Origin of the sequence: Pontibacter chinhatensis, from assembly GCF_900113285.1 — a bacterium.
Lineage (GTDB): Bacteria > Bacteroidota > Bacteroidia > Cytophagales > Hymenobacteraceae > Pontibacter > Pontibacter chinhatensis.
Window position 1 is genome coordinate 406,970 of sequence record NZ_FOOT01000004.1, and the last position, 16,277, is coordinate 423,246.

14 protein-coding genes are annotated in these 16,277 nt (G+C 51.0%); 5 read left to right on the top strand and 9 right to left on the bottom strand.

Going from position 1 to position 16,277, the window contains the following annotated elements; translation table 11 throughout:
• Positions 1 to 47: 47 nt before the first annotated feature.
• Positions 48 to 851, top strand: coding sequence for a phosphatase PAP2 family protein (locus BM040_RS13895; RefSeq protein WP_092102532.1), 804 nt, complete (start codon positions 48 to 50; stop codon positions 849 to 851).
• 68 nt (positions 852 to 919) lie between these two features.
• Here the strand turns inward: BM040_RS13895 and BM040_RS13900 are convergent, their stop codons facing one another.
• The 4 genes from BM040_RS13900 to BM040_RS13915 form a co-directional block, all read right to left on the bottom strand.
• Positions 920 to 2,419: a RagB/SusD family nutrient uptake outer membrane protein gene (locus BM040_RS13900; protein WP_092102535.1), complete on the bottom strand. Its 1,500-nt coding sequence runs from the start codon at positions 2,417 to 2,419 to the stop codon at positions 920 to 922.
• A gap of 22 nt (positions 2,420 to 2,441) precedes the next feature.
• Complete coding sequence (locus BM040_RS13905; protein ID WP_092102538.1) at positions 2,442 to 5,579, bottom strand: SusC/RagA family TonB-linked outer membrane protein; 3,138 nt, start codon at positions 5,577 to 5,579, stop codon at positions 2,442 to 2,444.
• A gap of 441 nt (positions 5,580 to 6,020) precedes the next feature.
• Positions 6,021 to 8,426, bottom strand: coding sequence for a prolyl oligopeptidase family serine peptidase (locus BM040_RS13910; RefSeq protein WP_092102542.1), 2,406 nt, complete (start codon positions 8,424 to 8,426; stop codon positions 6,021 to 6,023).
• A 362-nt stretch (positions 8,427 to 8,788) separates the two neighbouring features.
• On the bottom strand, positions 8,789 to 10,462 hold the full coding sequence (locus BM040_RS13915) for an amidase (protein WP_092102545.1): 1,674 nt from the start codon (positions 10,460 to 10,462) through the stop codon (positions 8,789 to 8,791).
• A gap of 212 nt (positions 10,463 to 10,674) precedes the next feature.
• Between BM040_RS13915 and BM040_RS13920 the strand changes: the two genes are divergently transcribed.
• Complete coding sequence (locus BM040_RS13920) at positions 10,675 to 11,559, top strand: TraB/GumN family protein (RefSeq protein WP_092102548.1); 885 nt, start codon at positions 10,675 to 10,677, stop codon at positions 11,557 to 11,559.
• Positions 11,560 to 11,654: 95 nt separating this feature from the next.
• Here the strand turns inward: BM040_RS13920 and BM040_RS13925 are convergent, their stop codons facing one another.
• The 3 genes from BM040_RS13925 to BM040_RS13935 all read right to left on the bottom strand — a co-directional run bounded on the left by BM040_RS13925 (position 11,655) and on the right by BM040_RS13935 (position 12,833).
• A complete protein-coding gene (locus BM040_RS13925) occupies positions 11,655 to 12,008 on the bottom strand; it encodes a TM2 domain-containing protein (RefSeq protein WP_092102551.1) in 354 nt (117 codons plus the stop codon).
• Between the two features lie 25 nt (positions 12,009 to 12,033).
• Positions 12,034 to 12,333 carry a DUF2752 domain-containing protein gene (locus tag BM040_RS13930; RefSeq protein ID WP_245756220.1) on the bottom strand — a complete coding sequence of 100 codons (300 nt, stop codon included), beginning with the start codon at positions 12,331 to 12,333 and terminating at the stop codon, positions 12,034 to 12,036.
• Positions 12,334 to 12,482: 149 nt separating this feature from the next.
• The gene (locus tag BM040_RS13935; protein ID WP_092102562.1) at positions 12,483 to 12,833 is read right to left on the bottom strand and encodes a hypothetical protein; all 351 of its coding nucleotides are present in this window, start codon (positions 12,831 to 12,833) and stop codon (positions 12,483 to 12,485) included.
• 299 nt (positions 12,834 to 13,132) lie between these two features.
• Between BM040_RS13935 and BM040_RS13940 the strand changes: the two genes are divergently transcribed.
• Genes BM040_RS13940 through BM040_RS13950 form a run of 3 tightly spaced genes read left to right on the top strand, consistent with a single transcriptional unit; the run spans position 13,133 to position 14,263 of the window.
• Positions 13,133 to 13,342 carry a YgaP family membrane protein gene (locus BM040_RS13940; RefSeq protein ID WP_092102565.1) on the top strand — a complete coding sequence of 70 codons (210 nt, stop codon included), beginning with the start codon at positions 13,133 to 13,135 and terminating at the stop codon, positions 13,340 to 13,342.
• Positions 13,329 to 13,724 (top strand): thiol-disulfide oxidoreductase DCC family protein, encoded by a 396-nt coding sequence (locus BM040_RS13945; RefSeq protein ID WP_175491070.1) that lies wholly within the window; start codon positions 13,329 to 13,331, stop codon positions 13,722 to 13,724. The genes BM040_RS13940 and BM040_RS13945 overlap by 14 nt, the downstream gene beginning before the upstream one ends.
• Positions 13,725 to 13,735: 11 nt before the next feature.
• The gene (locus BM040_RS13950; protein ID WP_092102571.1) at positions 13,736 to 14,263 is read left to right on the top strand and encodes a dihydrofolate reductase family protein; all 528 of its coding nucleotides are present in this window, start codon (positions 13,736 to 13,738) and stop codon (positions 14,261 to 14,263) included.
• Between the two features lie 85 nt (positions 14,264 to 14,348).
• Here the strand turns inward: BM040_RS13950 and BM040_RS13955 are convergent, their stop codons facing one another.
• Complete coding sequence (locus BM040_RS13955; RefSeq protein ID WP_139217811.1) at positions 14,349 to 14,591, bottom strand: hypothetical protein; 243 nt, start codon at positions 14,589 to 14,591, stop codon at positions 14,349 to 14,351.
• 334 nt (positions 14,592 to 14,925) lie between these two features.
• A complete protein-coding gene (locus BM040_RS13960; protein WP_092102577.1) occupies positions 14,926 to 16,191 on the bottom strand; it encodes a DEAD/DEAH box helicase in 1,266 nt (421 codons plus the stop codon).
• Between the last annotated feature and the right edge of the window lie 86 nt (positions 16,192 to 16,277).

The following is a 16,277-nucleotide window of genomic DNA, read 5'->3' on the forward strand; positions in this document are numbered from 1 at the left end:
CGCCCCCCGTTCATTTACTTCAAATTGTATTATTTGAAAGAATCTATATGAAACGCCTATTAACTATACTTTGCCTTTTAACTTTTCTGGCAGGGCAAGTACACGCCCAAGATGACTCCCCTTACAAGACTAGCTTCAAAGTGGATGCCCCCATTATAGTGGCCGGCATGGGCCTCAGTGCCTATGGCCTTAAGCTGATGCAGGATAAAAGCGGACTAAGCGAGGCTGAAATTATGGCACTGAGCAAGCGTGACGTAAACGGCTTTGATCGTTTTGCGGCCGGGTATGATTCGGAAAACGCCAAGAAAATCAGCGACTATCCATTTTACGCCTCGTTTGGTACTCCCTTTCTGATGCTCCTGAATGACAACGTTGGTAGCAAGGCTGGTCAGGTACTGGTACTTTATGTGGAGACGATGGCTGTGACAGGTGCATTCTTTACCATGACGAATGGTAGCGTAGAGCGCGAGCGCCCGCTAGTGTACAGCCCGGATGTCGACATTTCGGATAAGAATGACGCAAACGCCCGCAACTCCTTTTATGCCGGCCATACAGCTGCCACTGCCAGTGCCACTTTCTTTGCGGCCAAAATATTTCATGACTTCAACCCCGACTCCCCTGCCCGCCCCTATGTATGGGCTGCCGCGGCTGCAGTGCCTGCCGCTGTTGGCTACCTGCGCCTGAAGGCCGGAAAACACTTTTTAAGTGACAACCTGCTGGGCTATACCATGGGCGCAGCGGCCGGCATACTGGTGCCGCAGCTGCACAAGAAAACGAACAAGCGCAATATTAGCCTTATGCCTGTGTCGGGTAAATACTTTAACGGTGCTTTGATGACGTACACTTTTTAAGGCTACCGATCTAAACACAAAGGGCCGCCCAATGGGCGGCCCTTTGTTAAATCATCAAAATAGGATGCTTATGGGTTCTGCACCATGTTCGGATTAGCATCTATCTCACCCTGTGGAATCTGGTGAATAAACAGATCCGAGTTCGCTGGCGTAACACCTACTTTAGCAGTATGGTTACCTTCACGAACAAGTGGTTTCTGCAGACGTTTTATGTCGAACAGTCCGAATCCTTCTCCATAAAGCTCTTTTCTACGCTCTGTGTAGATTTCCTCCAGAAGAGCTTCTCCAGTGTTCACAGAAGGCAGTACTAAAGCAGTATCAGTATAGCGGTTGCGACGCAGCTCAAGCAGCAAGCCCTGTGCACCTACGAAATCGCCTAACTTAGCTTTAGCCTCAGCTTCTATTAACAGCATTTCCGCAGAACGCATCAGCACAATATGTCCGCCTAAGTCTACCAAGTCCTTAAATTTGGTGATGGTATAGCGGTCTGAGTTCCATACTTTCTCGCCTGCGTTGTTTGTTGTAAAGGCTTTCTCGTCTTCCTGGAACTCGCGGCGTGCATCATTTTTATCGAACAGCTCTACGAACTTATCATTTGCACGGAGGTTGTTGTAACCTCTGCGGGCATATACCCTGCTGCCAGTGCTGCTGATTGTATAGCGACCATCTATGAACGAATAGAAGGAAGCGTATGCGTTGTTCTGATCGGCAGACTGTGGCAGACCCCAAATCCACTCTCCATTACTGTAGTTATTGAAGCCTGCTTTGTATGTTGCTGCACTCATCAATGGATACCCTTCACGTGCTTTAGCTGCGTACTCTGCTGCTTTCTGCCACTCTCCCATCTCCAGGTACACACGAGCAAGTAAGCCCTGTGCTACATTCTTGTTAATGCGGCTCTTGCTAGGACGTGCCGTAGAAAGGCTCTGCTCAGCTTCTGTTAAGTCAGCTAATATCTGAGTGTATACCTGCTCAAGAGTAGCTCTCTCTTTTCCCTCAGTCTGTGGTGTAGCTGGGTCAAGCATAAGAGGTACGGCAGGGGCATTTCTGTCTTTTAGGTACGTATGCTGATAAACACGTGCCAGGTTGAAATAAGCGAATGCTCTAACCACCTTAGCCTCTCCCTCAAAAGATTTTATTTCACCTTCTGTGGCATCTGGCAGGTTCTTAGCATTGGCTATGATGTTATTGGCGTTAGTGATCAGGTTGTAAGCATGCCCCCACAGGATACGGGTACCGCGGTATGTGGCATTCTTATTATCAAGTTCATACTGAAACACGAACCAGTTGCTGTTAGCCATCACATCCTGTCCCATCACATCGAAGGTCATCATCAGAGCTGGAACACCATAGCTATCATGGCTTACTGCACCTTGGTTAACAGGGGCTTGACGCATTAAGCGGATAATACCTGTTAATGCTGCCTCCATTCCATCCTTCGTGCTGTATGCCTGATCATAGGATACGGCGTTGGAAGGAACTACCTCCAGGTAGTCTTTCTCGCATGCAGTTAAGCTTAGGGTTGCACCAAGCAGAGCTACAATATATTTCTTATTTATAATATTCATTATCTTCTACTTATAAAAATACTTACAGAGTTGCGCGCACACCTACAGAGAAAGTCTTTTGAGCAGGGAATCTGTTGTCTGTTATACCATCAATCGACTGCTCCGGATCCAAGCCTTTTGTCTTGAAGGCTGTCCACAGGTTGTCACCTTGTACAAAGATTCTGGCATTCTTCAAACCAACCTTGTCCTGAAGTGTCTTTGGCAATGTATAACCAAGCGTTACGTTACGCAGACGTAGATAAGAAGCATCCACAAGGAATCTTGATGACTGACCGTTAGAGTTCAGTTCCTGCACAGTACCTAATCTTGGCACGTCAGTTACATCACCTGGCTTCTGCCATCTGTTCAGGATGTCTGTGTGCCAGTTTGTACCGGCACGATCGCCTCCGTGCATCAAGCCACTGTAGTCTGTGTTAAGAATCTCTCCACCAATGCTGTAAGTAAAGAACACGCTTAGGTCAAAGTTTCTGTACTGTAGGTTGTTTGTAACACCACCTGTTACATCAGGCAGAGCAGTTCCTACATAGTAGCGAGTAGCGTCATCGTAATCAGAAGTAGTAGTTCTTATAGTGTTGCCATCCGCATCTTCAGCATCCATGTACCAAAGGCTACGACCAGTTTCTGGATCTACACCAGCAAAGTCACGCAGGTAGAAGTCGTAGATAGAGTGACCTACTTTAAGCTGCTTAGTACCTTGCATGATAGTTTCCTGAGGAAGCTTGGTCAACTCGTTCTTGTTATGAGCTGCGTTGGCGTTAATGCTCCAGAAGAAATTATCTGAATCAATAAGACGTGCATCCACATTTATCTCAACACCTCTGTTTCTCATAGTACCCAAGTTGTCGAATACTGATGTAAAACCGGTTGAAGGAGCAAGAGGCTTGTTGAAGAGCAGGTCTTTAGATGTTCTTTCGTAGTAGTCCAACGACACATCTACTCTGTCAAAGATGGTCGCATCAAGGCCAACGTTGAAGGCAGCCTGCTTCTCCCATGACAGGGCAGCATTTTCTAACTTAGAAAGAATGATACCTGGTGAAGACAGATCACTGTATCCCGTTTGGTATAAACCTCTGTAAGCATAGAAGTCAGCAGCACCTCCAGAAGTCAGCAGGCCTTCGTTACCAGACGTACCGTAGCTAGCACGTAGCTTGGCATCATTCACCCACGAAACAGCGCTCATGAAATCCTCTTGCGAGATTCTGTAAGAACCACCAACCGAGAAGAAGTTACCCCAACGGTTGTCAGCATGGAAGCGAGAAGAACCATCGCGACGGAAGGAAGCTGACAGGTAATACTTGTCCTGGAAGTTATAGTTCAACTGGCCAAGGAAGCTAAGCAGCGAACGTCTGTCTGACTGGCTATTCAGCGCGTTGATTGTTGAAGCATTATCAAGCTCAGTTAAGCCTGGTAGCGCCAGGAAGTTGGTCTTTTGACCATACAGGTAGTCATACTTATAGTTGAAAGCCTCGAAACCACCCAAAGCGTCAATTTGATGCTGTCCTAATGATTTGCTGTAGCTCAGGATGTGGTTGATGGTATACTCCACGAAAGAGCTTCTCCACTGTGTACCACGACCTCCTACACCAGCGCCATCGCCGTAGTTCGGGTTGTAGAACGTAAAGTCCTTAGTGTTGTCTCCTGTAAGAGCAAATGTAGTTTTATACCTCAGGTTCAATGGAAGTTCAACCTCACCGAAGGTGTTCAGGCTCCAGGTAAGTACGTTGCGCTTCAGCATGTCCAGTTCTGTAGTACCAACAGGGTTGCTGTTACCACCGTACGGACGGCTTGTGTTAAAGTCAAACTCAAATGGGTTGGTTACAAAAGTACCATCCGCATTTCTTCTTCTGTAGATTGGGTAAACAGAAGAAATGTTTCTACCCCAAGAAACTACGTTACGGAAAGAGGTACCGCCAGTAGTAGGGCTGTTCTGATCTGTATTTGCGATCAATGCATTTACACCGAATCTGATTTTGTCGGTAACCTGAGAAGCTACACGAAGACGGCCAGTATAACGCTTGAATCCTGAGGTAATGAACGCACCCTCTTGGTTCAGGTAGTTACCGGAGAAATAGTAGTTCGTTTTATCGTTACCTCCCTGGATACCGAAGTCATACTCCTGACGAGTAGCATTTCTGTAAAGAGCGTCTCTCCAATCATCCTCCCAAGCAGGAGTAAGGCCTGACTTTATTTTGCCATCCAGTCCAACTGGCTCAGGATCGCTAAATGGGTTATACTGCTGTCCGTTAGCTGCGCCTGCAATACGCCCAACCACACTCTTTGTAGCATACTCCTCCGGAGAGGCAAACTTACCTTCCCACTTCGTACGGTCTGTGGCAGCATCATTTCGCAGCGCCTCCCAAGTCAGTTCATAATACTGGTTTGGATTAACTGTTTTGTAGTCTTTTACTGCAAAGTCAGATACACCAAATGTAGCACCGAAAGTGATAGTAGGCTCCTGAGGTGCTTTACCCCCTTTAGTTGTAATTACAACTACACCGTTAGCGGCACGAGAGCCGTAAAGAGCTGCTGCACTAGCGTCTTTCAGAACCGTCATAGACTCGATGTCGTTCGGGTTAATTGCGTTCAGGTCACCTGAATAAGGGGCGCCATCAACCACATAAAGCGGTGTAGAAGACGAAGCAACTGAACCGATACCACGGATACGGATTTGGCCTGTAGAACCAGGCTGACCGCTTGTCTGCACTACCTGTACACCTGGTGTTAAACCACCCAGTGCTTTAGTAACGTCGTTTGCCTGAATCTTCTCGATGGCTTCTGCTTTGATAGCTGAAGCTGAACCGGTAAAAGACTTTTCGTCAGCTGTACCGTAAGCAACAACAATTACTTCGGACAGGGCTTTGGTATCAGTGCCCAGCTTTACGTTAACCGTGCTTCTTCCGGAGATAGCTACTTCTTGAGTTTCGTAACCGATGTAGCGGAACACCAAGGTAGTTCCGTTTGCAGGCACGCTCACACTATAGTCCCCCTCTACACCTGTGGTTGCACCAACAGTTGTGCCTTTTACAATGACAGCAACACCTGGCAATGGTTGTCCATTGCTGGCGTCGGTCACCTTACCCGTTACAGTTTGGCTTTGCGCCCACGCTTGGTTCACAAGCGTAAGAAGCATCACCAAACTAAATAATAGAACTTTTCTCATAAAGTTAGATTAGATTGATTGGTAAAATAGTTTATGGTTGTTTCTCAAATATAGGTCGATGTTGCAACACTTCCCATAGCCATTTAAAAAAAACATCCCGAAAACTTAACCTAACCTTAATTTTGACGTAAAAAGCAAGTTTGTTGCATATTCAATCTGCTGTAGATAAACCACTTACCACACCCTAGCGATCAGTTTGTCATTTTTCTCATATCGTTAAAAAAAAGTGGTTCAGAGAAAATATGTAGCCGTTTCGCTATAGAAAATCTCTGTTATAACTCCTTTTAAGCTTGGGGCTTACCTACATCCTGTATTAGGCGAGTAATTATACTTTTTATGTATACTGAAAAGTATATGTAACACGTTATCACTTGATGGTAATACAAAAAAGGCGCGTCAGACTTATGCCTGACGCGCCTTTTTTACAAACCTAAAAGAGTGTTATTTTTCCCCTTTCAGATTCTGCTCAAACAGCTTATAAATACGCTTATACTCATCCGTCCAGCTGGCTGGCTCCGTGAAGCCATGGTCTTCTACCGGGTACACGGCCAGCTCCCAGTTGTCTTTGCCCAGCTCTATCAAACGCTGCGACAGCCGCACCACATCCTGGAAGTGCACGTTTGTATCCACCATACCATGGCAAATCAACAGCGCGCCTTTCAAGCCTTCCGCATAGTAGATTGGGGAGCTCTTGGCATAAGCCGTGCTATCGGTGTAGGGCGTGTTGAGGATATTGGAAGTATAACCGTGGTTGTAGTGCGCCCAGTCGGTCACGGAGCGGAGCGCGGCACCGGCGGCAAACACATCCGGCTCCGTGAACATGGCCATCAGGGTGATGAAGCCACCGTAGGAGCCGCCATAGATACCGATGCGTTTCGGGTCCACGTTATACTTCTCCACTAGGTGCTTGGCCCCGTCCACGTGGTCGCTCAGGTCTTTGCCGCCCATGAACTGGTAGATGCCCGTGCGCACATCGCGGCCATAGCCGGCGCTGCCACGGTAGTCGATATCCATCACGGTATAGCCCTGGTCGGCCAGGAAGTTATGGAACATGTACTCGCGGAAGTAAGAGCTCCACCACTTGTGCGCGTTCTGCAGGTAACCGGCACCATGCACAAAAATCACGGCCGGACCGTTCTGCACCGCATTTTCCGGACGATACAGGCGGGCGTATACATCCACGCCATCTTCCGCTTTAAAGGTGATCACCTCTGGTTCGCGCCAGTCGTATGACTTGAACTCATCAGTCAGGGAACTGGTGATTTGCTTGGGCTTAGCGCCTTTCTTGTTGTCCATCACAAACAGCTCCCAGGGCTTGTTGCTGTAAGAGTAGCGGATGGCCAGCTTCTTCTCGTCCGGCGACAGCTCTACCTCGTGCGCTCCGGTCATGCTGGTCAGCTGCACCATCTCGCCGCCATTTACCGGCATGCGGTAGAAGTGCTTTTCGCCCGGATGTACTTTGTTAGCCGTGAAGTAGAAGTGCTTTTTATCGTTGGATAGGCGCACGTCCGACACCTCATACTTGCCGCTGGTCAGGGCTTTTTTCTGGCCGGTGTTCACGTTTACGGCATACAGGTGCGAGTAGCCGCTCTCTTCCGAATGGAACCACACACGCTCGTTGTCCGGCATCCAGCCGATGGCACCAGGGCCATAGCTAATGCCCGGGCCATTAATCCAGGCCTCGTCGCGCTGGCGGTCCAGCACGGTGAGCTTCGAAGTGGCCGGGTCCAGCTTCAGGATCCAGCGGTCTTTGTTGTCGGCGGAGCGGGCCACCACTACGGCGTGTTTGCCATTGTCGGACCAGTAGGTGCCATAGATGGCTGCGGCACGCGGCTCCGGCTTTTTGGTTTTGCTGTCGGCGGCAGAGGTAGACGCGCTGGCCTTTGCCTCCTGCTGCAGCAGGTAAGCCGGCTGGTCGTAGATGCCTTCCACGTCGTTCATCAGCACGGCATAGGCACTGTCGCGCTGCGTGTCGTACACAAAGAACTCGTACGTGCTTTGGGCATCGCCTACCTTGGTGCGGGTGTTGATGTCCTCGGTGTAACCGGAGGCAGTTACGAAATCCGGTACAATGGCCACTTTGGCGTTCTTCGGACGCGTGATCAACTGGTAGGTGATAAAACGCTCGTTCGGCCCCAGCACCACGCTACTCACGATCTTATCCTCTATGTAAATCTCTTTCGGGCGGGCCGGCGCGTCCAGTTTCTGCTGCTTCTCGGCGGCTTCCTTGTCTTCCTTGCGGTCACGCACAATCTGGAGCAGGGTCAGCTGCTGCTCCTTCAGCCAGTCGCGCTGCGGGTTCTTGCCTTCCTCTGCCGGCTTGCGGCCTTTCCTGAAATCGGTGAGCTGCGCTGTCTGACCTGTGCCGATGCTCCAGGAAAAGAGGTTGCTGTCCTTGGTATACACCACCTTCTGCTCGTTGTGGCTGAAGGCCGGGTTGCTCTCGCGCTCCACGGTGTTGGTTACCTGCTGCGATTTGCCGGTTTTTACATCATACAGGAAGATGTCGCCGTTCTGCTCGTATACTTTCTTGGTTCGGGCGCGGTTATACACCCCGCGTTGGGCCGGCAGGCTGCGGCGCTCCCGGGCACTTACCTTCTGCAGGTTTCGGCCGTCGGCGCTCACGCTGTAGAGCGAGTCTTTGCGGTTGCCCTCGGGGTTCCAGTCGAAGTAAATTTTCTTGCCGTCTTCAGACCAGAACACGTTGCTTGGAGAGGTGCCGATCCACTTCGGGTCGCGCATGATTTTCTCCACGCTCAGTTCCAGCTTACTGTTTTGCGCCTGTAGCTCGGCGCTGCCGATTAGCAGCAAAGCCATAAACGCCACGGCCTTTTGTTTCAGTTGCATGCTCACTGTTTAGGTTATAAAGATTAGATTAGGATTTGGTTTAGGTTCTATTTCCAAAATAAAGTATAAACAGAGAAGTTAACAAAAAACCGCCTCCAGTAACTGGTACCTCCAGCCGGTTTTATACTTTTTCTGCGGGCAAAGTATAGGCAGTGAAGTATAAACAGGTAAGCTATACTTTGCTAAGCCCGATTTATACTTAGGAACCACTTGATGTTTGTGGTAGCGACATCAGATACTTTTGCAGCGTGTTCTTAGCAGCAAGGGCTAAAGTATCCGAAGCATTAAAAGTATAAACAGCAAAGTATAAACGCGTCCTTTATACTTTGAAATCTATACTTGCCACCGAAGCGGGCTATACTTTAGGATTTCTTCTTTTTGGCAAAGTCCATGCTGGGGTGCTGCTCCTCGTGCGGCGTTATACTTTGGTAGAAGCTGGCAAAGCGCAGCAGCTCGGCCTCCCCGAAAAGTTTGCCCATAAACGTAATGGTGGTCGGCATGCCGTTTTTCTGAAAGCCGTTTGGCACCACCACGCACGGATGGCCCGTCAGGTTCGTTACCATGAGGTTCGTGCTGGCAAAGGAGGGGCTGATGTACACGTCTACGTCTCGGAGCTTCTCCTCCATCTGCTGCACGAGCAAGGTGCGCACGCGCTGCGCCTGCAAATACTCCACGGCAGGTATAAAGCGGGCCGTGCGGAAGATGTTGGGCCACGCGTTTTTATGCTGCGCCACCAACAGGCTGTCGCGGCCGCTGCGGGTAAGATCATCAAAAGCGGCAGCTCCTTCTACCGAAATAGTCAGCAGCAGGTCGCTGACCGGCAGGTCAGGCAGGGAGAGCGGCACTAGCTCTACGCCAGCCTTACGCAGCGCCTCCAGTGTTGCCTGGTCGTTTTCCTGAAAGCCATACTTCTTGGCAAAGTCATCCTTGAGGTAACCCGCGCGCAGCTTCTTCGGGTTTATACTCGCCGTATAGTTAAAGGGCGCGTCGTACACCGATTGGTCTTTCCCGTCGGGGCCATAGATGGCGTTGAACACAATGGCGCAGTCCTCGGCAGAGCGGGCAATCGGCCCGATTTTATCCATCGACCAGCTCAGGGCCATCGCCCCGTGGCGGCTCACGCGGCCGTAGGTAGGCCGGAGCCCCGTGGTTCCGCAGGCCGTGGATGGCGAAACAATAGAGCCTAAGGTCTCGGTGCCGATGGCATAGGGCAACAAACCGGCTGCCACCGCCGCTGCCGAACCCGCCGAGGAACCACTGGAGCCTTTGCTCACATCCCACGGAGAACGGGTTTTGCCGCCATACCATACATCGCCCATAGCCAGGGCACCCAGCGTTAGTTTGGCCACCAGCACCCCGCCGGCCTCCTGCAGGCGCTGCACCACTGTGGCATCCTCGTCAATTAATTGGTCTTTGTAAGGCATGGCGCCCCAGGTGGTTTTATACGTGCGTGTGGAGAGCAAATCCTTCACCCCAAACGGGATGCCGTGCAGCATGCCTTTATACTTACCGGCTTTGATTTCCCGGTCGGCCTGGCGGGCCTGCTGCAACGCCAGCTCTTCGGTCAGGGTGGTCACGCATTCCAGCGCTGGGCCATACTTTTTCAGGCGGTCGATGTAGAATTTGGTGAGCTCCTCGGAAGTGATCTGCTGGGTGCGCACCAGCTCGGCCAGCTGCGGGATAGTATAAAATGCCAGCTCCTCGCGCTTTCTGGGCAACTTTACGTTTTGCGGCCGCTCCACCTCAAAAGCCGATTCACCAGCCGGGAAAGTATATCCTACCGGAATGGGATTGAACATCAGGGCAGGCGGAACGCTGTTGGGCAGGTTTTGCTGGCGCAGCACCTCGTAGCTCTTCCGAAAGTCCTCCAGCTCCGAAACAGTGGAGTCGAGCTGAGCCTCCGTAAAGTTCAGGCCAATAAGCTTCTGTGCCTCCTGCAGCACATTCACCGTAATTGCATTATCTGCCACTCTGGCCACAAAAGCCCCTGACATAAAGCAGGCGACGCCAAGCAAGGCTATGGTTCTGTTTTTCATGCTGCTAGAATTTGAGTTTCCGAATATAAAGGTTTTGGAACATAAAAAGGCAGATTTCTGCAGCCTGAGTTTCCTGCCCTTTTCCAGTGAATACCGACAAGACTAATACGACGCTTATCACCACTTAAATTATGTAAAAGTTATACTTTGCCTTACCCCTGAAATTAATTGCCTAAAAGTGTTAGTTTGCAACAGCAAAAACCAAAGAACCTATGAACAAACGATTACACCTGCTGCTGGCGCTATTGCTGGTGCTAACACAATTAATGCCCGCACTCGCCAACGGTGGAAAGGAGGATAATGCGCTCCTCTGGAAAATCACGGGCAAGGGCCTGAAAAAGCCGTCTTACCTGTATGGCACCATACACGCGGTGTGTCCCGACAAAATGGTGATTTCGGAGACGCTGCAGAAAGCGCTCGGGCAGACGGAGCAATTATCGCTGGAGCTGGATATGGACGACCCGGACATGATGTCCCAATTCATGATGCTGTCCACCCTGCCGGAGGGGCAATCCCTGAAGGCCATGTTCACTAAGGAGGAGTATGAGGCGGTGGGAGCACTTTTTAAGAGCACTTATGGGGCAGACCTGCAGTTTGTGGATAACCTCAAACCCTTTGTACTCTACTCCATGCTGATACCGGTACTTACTGAGTGCACCCCTGAGTCGTATGAGCAGAAGCTGATGAACCTGGCGCACAGCCAGCAGAAGGAGGTGCTGGGTATAGAGTCCGTGCAGGAGCAAATGGCCGTGGTAGATGAGCTGCCCAACAAGTTTTATGTGGACATGGTTACCCGCACAGCAACCAACCTGGCCAAATCCAGGGCCGAGTACAGCGAAATGGTGGATTTATACTTTGCCCAGGACTTAAAGGGCCTGCAGGAACTCATGCAGCGTGACTACTCGAAAGAAGAATACAGGAGGTTCAACGAGGCGTTCCTGGTTAAGCGCAACCGAAACTGGATACCGGTGATGGAGCGCATGGCGAAGGACAAACCCACCTTTTTTGCCGTTGGCGCGGCACACTTGTCAGGTGAGGAGGGCGTTGTGGCGCTGCTGCGCAAGCAGGGCTACAAAGTGGAGCCCGTTCAGAAATAAGGTTTAACCTAAAACTCAAAAGCGGCCAGATGCTATAACACGTACCTGGCCGCTTTTTTTATGTCTTTCCTCTACTTAAGGTATAACAGAGCCTACTACCGCCCGTAGCGCATCATGGCTACTACCTGGTCAGCCTCCTTCACGTTATACTCGTAAGCCAGCCGCTTGTGGTTTACCAGGTCGATGATGGTGCCGATGAAGCAGAGCCCGCCGGTAAAGAAGTATAGCAGCCCCATACCAATCTGCCCGGTCAGGAAGCGCTGGATGCCGGCCACGCCAAAGAATCCGATTAGCGTGGTGATCAGCAACAGCATGGGCTCGCGCCGGCGGGAGCGGTAAATACTGGCGAACTGGCGCGCCTCATCTTCGGTCATGGGCTGCACCAGGGTCTGCACATAACCCATTTCATCCGGTTCGAGGTCCGGCATCAGGTGGAGTATACTTGCCATATAGTTTTATTTTGATGGTTTTAACTCAAACATAACGGTAATGAAAGTACAGCAGCCTGCCGCAGCGCCATAGCAGCAACAGTACTGCCGGAACAGTGAGCGGATGCGCCTCCCACGATGCGCGCCACTCGCCCCGGGCCAGAAACGCAATGCCATGCCCCAGCCCACAGCCTGGACAACCGCTCTCCAGCACCCAGCTGAACGGGCAAAGACTCAGCAGATGATCGCCCCTGGGATCCATGAGCGCCAGCAGCGTAAGCCCTACAAGCCATAGCAGCGCCTCCAGTGGCACCTTTCCAATCGTTTGCTGCATCCTGCTTCGCATAAAGTAGCGTTTAAGCGGATTGAATGTAGTATAATTTTCTGATAATCAAAACACAGCCTCGGGATATTTGGCCTAATCAGAAGGAGTAGGGGCAAAAAAAAAGCTCCACAGAATGGAGCTTTTTTAAGCTTACTATATGACGTTCACAGTTATTCTTGACCTGAATCGGCGGCACCGCCTTTCTCATTCATTCTTACAACACCTTCCTGACCTTCTGCATTGGTCATGGTGATTTCGTAAACCACCTCAGCGTTGGCAGCGCCCTCCTCTGGAGTTACCTTGTAGATTTCACCTACAGTCCAGTCTTTGTATACATCGCTTTTCAGAGCGTTCTTCACAGCCTCCGGCAAATTATCCTGAGTTACTAACTCACGGTTACCTTGGGCTTGCTCTGTCTGCTGTTGCTGCTGGCCTTGGTTCTGGCCCTGCGTCTGCGCAACGGCATCCAACGATGCAAAACCTAACAATCCTACTGCTGCTATTATGAATGTTGTTTTCATGTTCTATTGTAGTGTGGTTCAAAATCGTACTCGGCAGGTATAGTGACAGAATCGTGCCAAACTCATAACAAAGCCTATAGCGCTGATTTTTAGCCTTTAGAAGCCATAGCATAAAATCACAGGTTGTAGAATAAGCCTTGCACACTGTGCTGCAATTCCCCAATGTGTGGAAGTATTCTACACCCCGCCTTCCGGCTAACTTGGTTTGAAAAATAATTCTACCGCAATAACAAGCTACCACGGCTTAACAAAAGCCCCTCCCTGAAGTATAACAACAAAAAGCATTTACTTCAGATACCATGGAATGTAACGTAGGAATTGTGGAGCAGAAAGCGCGCGTGCTGGCTGGCCTGGCGCTGATCGGAATCGGGGCTTACTATGACTCTAAACCGCTGGCGGCCGCCGGACTGATACCTATACTTACCGGCATGCTGCGCTGGTGCCCGCTGAACGCGGCCCTCGGGTACAACGGGTGCGGGCATGAGGAGCGGCAGCATGGCCAATACTAACCCATCAGGCCTGACGCACCCCATGCTGGTGTACGACGGCGACTGTAGTTTCTGTAAGTATTGGGTAAACAGGTGGCGCCGCAAAACCGGTAATAAGGTGAAGTATACTCCTTTCCAGGAGCTACCAGAGGAGTTCCGCGGCACCACGCATGCCCAGTTCCGAAAGTCGGTGTACCTGTTTACAAAGTATGGGCAGCGGCTGCACGGCGCTGAGGCCGTGGCTGCCCTGCTGCACCTGAGTGGCCATAGCACCTGGAACTGGCTGTACCACCGCCTGCCGCTGGCCGGCAAAGTGGCTGAGGTTGGCTACCGGCTCGTGGCAGACAACCGTGACTTTTTCTTCAAGCTCACGAAGCTCGTCTTCAGAGACAATTCCCGGTAACCCGCCCACATATGCGCAGAGTTATACTTTACATCGCCACCAGCCTCGATGGCTACATAGCCCGGCCGAACGGCGACACCAGTTGGCTGCATGACGAAAGGTATAGTCTGGAGGGCGAGGACTTCGGATATGGCGCCCTGCTGCAAAGTATAGATACCACCCTGATGGGCTACAAGACCTACCAGGTTATACTTGGCTTCGACATGCCTTTCCCCTACCCCGACAAGGTAAACTACGTGCTTAGCCGCAGCCCCCATGCCGACGCAGCCCATGTGCAGTTTGTGCAGGAGGATGCTACCGTCTTTGTTCGGAACCTAAAGCGGCAGCAGGGAAAGAACATCTGGCTGATTGGCGGAGGGCAGGTAAACACGCTCCTGCTAAAGGCGGGCCTGATAGATGAATTCATCATCACCTATGTACCCGTTATACTTGGGGACGGCATCCCCCTGTTTGCCCAAGGCACCCCGGAGAAACAGCTGCACGTGCTGGAGAGCAAGAGCTTCCGGAATGGCTTTGTGCAACTGTGGATGCAGCCTTAAATGAAAACAGCCGCCCCACGCGCATCGGCGTGGCGGCGGCTGCTCCCCCATAATTGCATAAGTAGTAGTTAATCGGCGGATGGTGTTAAACCGCGTTTGTGGTGCTAGGTCTTTCGTCCAGAGAGCAGCTTGGGTAAATGGGTTCCACCTCTGCGTTGTGCTCTTTTTCCAACCTATGCTTGCGCAGTACGCGCTCCTCGTCCAACAGCCCTTGCTCAAGGGCGGCAGTAAATTCGTGGGTGAAGCCAAGGCTATTGCTTACAGTGTTCAAGCTGTAGTTCCATGTGTCGGAAATTGCCCCTGTAGAAGTTCTTGTGTGTCGTCTCATCTCACGCTCCTTTCTTGCTAAATAAAACTTTGAACCGGGCAAATACCTTTAAACTTATTAAAGACTATTTACAATTTATTATACGAAAGTTACTGTAATTAGTAAAGCCAAACAGTTTATTTTAATACAATTTTTTTAAAACTTAGCAAAAGGTACGAGCAACCAGCAAAAGCTGCCACAGCACCATACAAGCATGTTTTAAACGAACACTTGTTAGCAAACACCGACCAAACGCCCTTTATTATCTACAAAAAGGCAGAACTTATCGGTGCAAAAACAAGAGGCCGGCGCAACTCATACTTGCACCGGCCCCGGCAATGGCAAAAGCGCCTGCTTATTTTTTCTTTTTTGCCTTGGCTTTTGCCTTCTTACTTTTGGCTGCCTTGGCTTTCTGCTCTCCCTCCTCAGCCTCTTTCAGCAGGGCCTTCCAGTCATACTTGGCATCTGCGCTGAAGTCCAGCGTGGCTTCGTAGTCATCCTTCTCCACTTCCAGCACTTTGATATCCTTAGTTAGATACTGCTGTATCTCCTCCAGTATGGGTCTTTCCTCCAAGGCGCAGAAACTAACGGCAATGCCCTTTTCGGTACCACGGCCGGTCCGGCCCACGCGGTGCACGTAGTTCTCCGGTTGCTCGGGCAGGTCATAGTTCACCACATACTCCACGCCGGGTATGTCTATGCCGCGCGCGCTCACGTCGGTTGCAATCAGCAGTTTCACCTCGCCTTTTTTAAACCGGCGCATAACCTCCAGGCGGTCTTGCTGCTCCTTGCCACCGTGTATGCTTTCTGCCTTTATCCCCACGCGGTCCATGGCTGCCACCACACGCTCGGCGCGCACCTTGGTGCGCACAAAGGCCAGAATCTTCTTCTCCGGGTTCTCCTTCACCACACGCTCCAGGAAAAAGCGCTTGTCGTCCATCTCCACAAACATTACCGAGTGGTCTACGTTTTTCGACACCGGGTCTTTGGGCGAGATTTGGATGCGCACCGGCTTGTTCACCAGCGAGTAGGCCAGCTCCTTTATCTTCTCGTTGATGGTGGCCGAGAAGAACAGCGTCTGGCGCTTGCGGGGCAGCTTGCTGGTAAGCTGGCGGATATCGTGGATAAAGCCCAGGTCCAGCATGTGGTCTGCCTCATCCAGTATCAGAACCTCCACGCGGTGCAGGTGCAAGTGCCCCTGGCTTACCAGGTCGAACAGGCGGCCCGGCGTGGCCACCAGCACATCAATGCCCTCTTCCAACTTCGCGATCTGCGGCCCCTGCTCCACGCCGCCAAACACGCAAAAGGTCTTCACGCGGGTTCCGCGGCCAATCTCGTTAAATACTTCGGTTATCTGCAGGGCAAGCTCCCGGGTTGGCACCATCACCACACACTTGATGCCATCGCCGCGCTTGCGGTTTTTGCTAAACTGCAGCCTGTCGAGCACCGGAATAGCGAAAGCAGCCGTTTTGCCTGTACCCGTTTGGGCAATGGCCAGCACATCCTCCCCTTTCATGATGGGCGGGATGGCCTTAAACTGAATGTCAGTCGGTCTTTTAAAGCCCAGCTTGCTCAGGCTTTTCTTTATCTCGTCGGAAATGCGGTAATCTTCAAACTTCATGGTGTAGCGGTGTTATACTTTGCCTTGCCTATACGTACGGCATAAGCAAGGTGCAAAGGTAGAGCTTATTCTTGATTGTTGAGCGG

Excerpts from the sequence above, each read along its gene's own strand:
- BM040_RS13895 (WP_092102532.1), top strand. The coding sequence starts at position 48 with ATGAAACGCCTATTAACTATACTTTGCCTTTTAACTTTTCTGGCAGGG.
- BM040_RS13900 (WP_092102535.1), bottom strand. The coding sequence starts at position 2,419 with ATGAATATTATAAATAAGAAATATATTGTAGCTCTGCTTGGTGCAACC.
- BM040_RS13905 (WP_092102538.1), bottom strand. The coding sequence starts at position 5,579 with ATGAGAAAAGTTCTATTATTTAGTTTGGTGATGCTTCTTACGCTTGTG.
- BM040_RS13910 (WP_092102542.1), bottom strand. The coding sequence starts at position 8,426 with ATGCAACTGAAACAAAAGGCCGTGGCGTTTATGGCTTTGCTGCTAATC.
- BM040_RS13915 (WP_092102545.1), bottom strand. The coding sequence starts at position 10,462 with ATGAAAAACAGAACCATAGCCTTGCTTGGCGTCGCCTGCTTTATGTCA.
- BM040_RS13920 (WP_092102548.1), top strand. The coding sequence starts at position 10,675 with ATGAACAAACGATTACACCTGCTGCTGGCGCTATTGCTGGTGCTAACA.
- BM040_RS13925 (WP_092102551.1), bottom strand. The coding sequence starts at position 12,008 with ATGGCAAGTATACTCCACCTGATGCCGGACCTCGAACCGGATGAAATG.
- BM040_RS13930 (WP_245756220.1), bottom strand. The coding sequence starts at position 12,333 with ATGCGAAGCAGGATGCAGCAAACGATTGGAAAGGTGCCACTGGAGGCG.
- BM040_RS13935 (WP_092102562.1), bottom strand. The coding sequence starts at position 12,833 with ATGAAAACAACATTCATAATAGCAGCAGTAGGATTGTTAGGTTTTGCA.
- BM040_RS13940 (WP_092102565.1), top strand. The coding sequence starts at position 13,133 with ATGGAATGTAACGTAGGAATTGTGGAGCAGAAAGCGCGCGTGCTGGCT.
- BM040_RS13945 (WP_175491070.1), top strand. The coding sequence starts at position 13,329 with ATGGCCAATACTAACCCATCAGGCCTGACGCACCCCATGCTGGTGTAC.
- BM040_RS13950 (WP_092102571.1), top strand. The coding sequence starts at position 13,736 with ATGCGCAGAGTTATACTTTACATCGCCACCAGCCTCGATGGCTACATA.
- BM040_RS13955 (WP_139217811.1), bottom strand. The coding sequence starts at position 14,591 with ATGAGACGACACACAAGAACTTCTACAGGGGCAATTTCCGACACATGG.
- BM040_RS13960 (WP_092102577.1), bottom strand. The coding sequence starts at position 16,191 with ATGAAGTTTGAAGATTACCGCATTTCCGACGAGATAAAGAAAAGCCTG.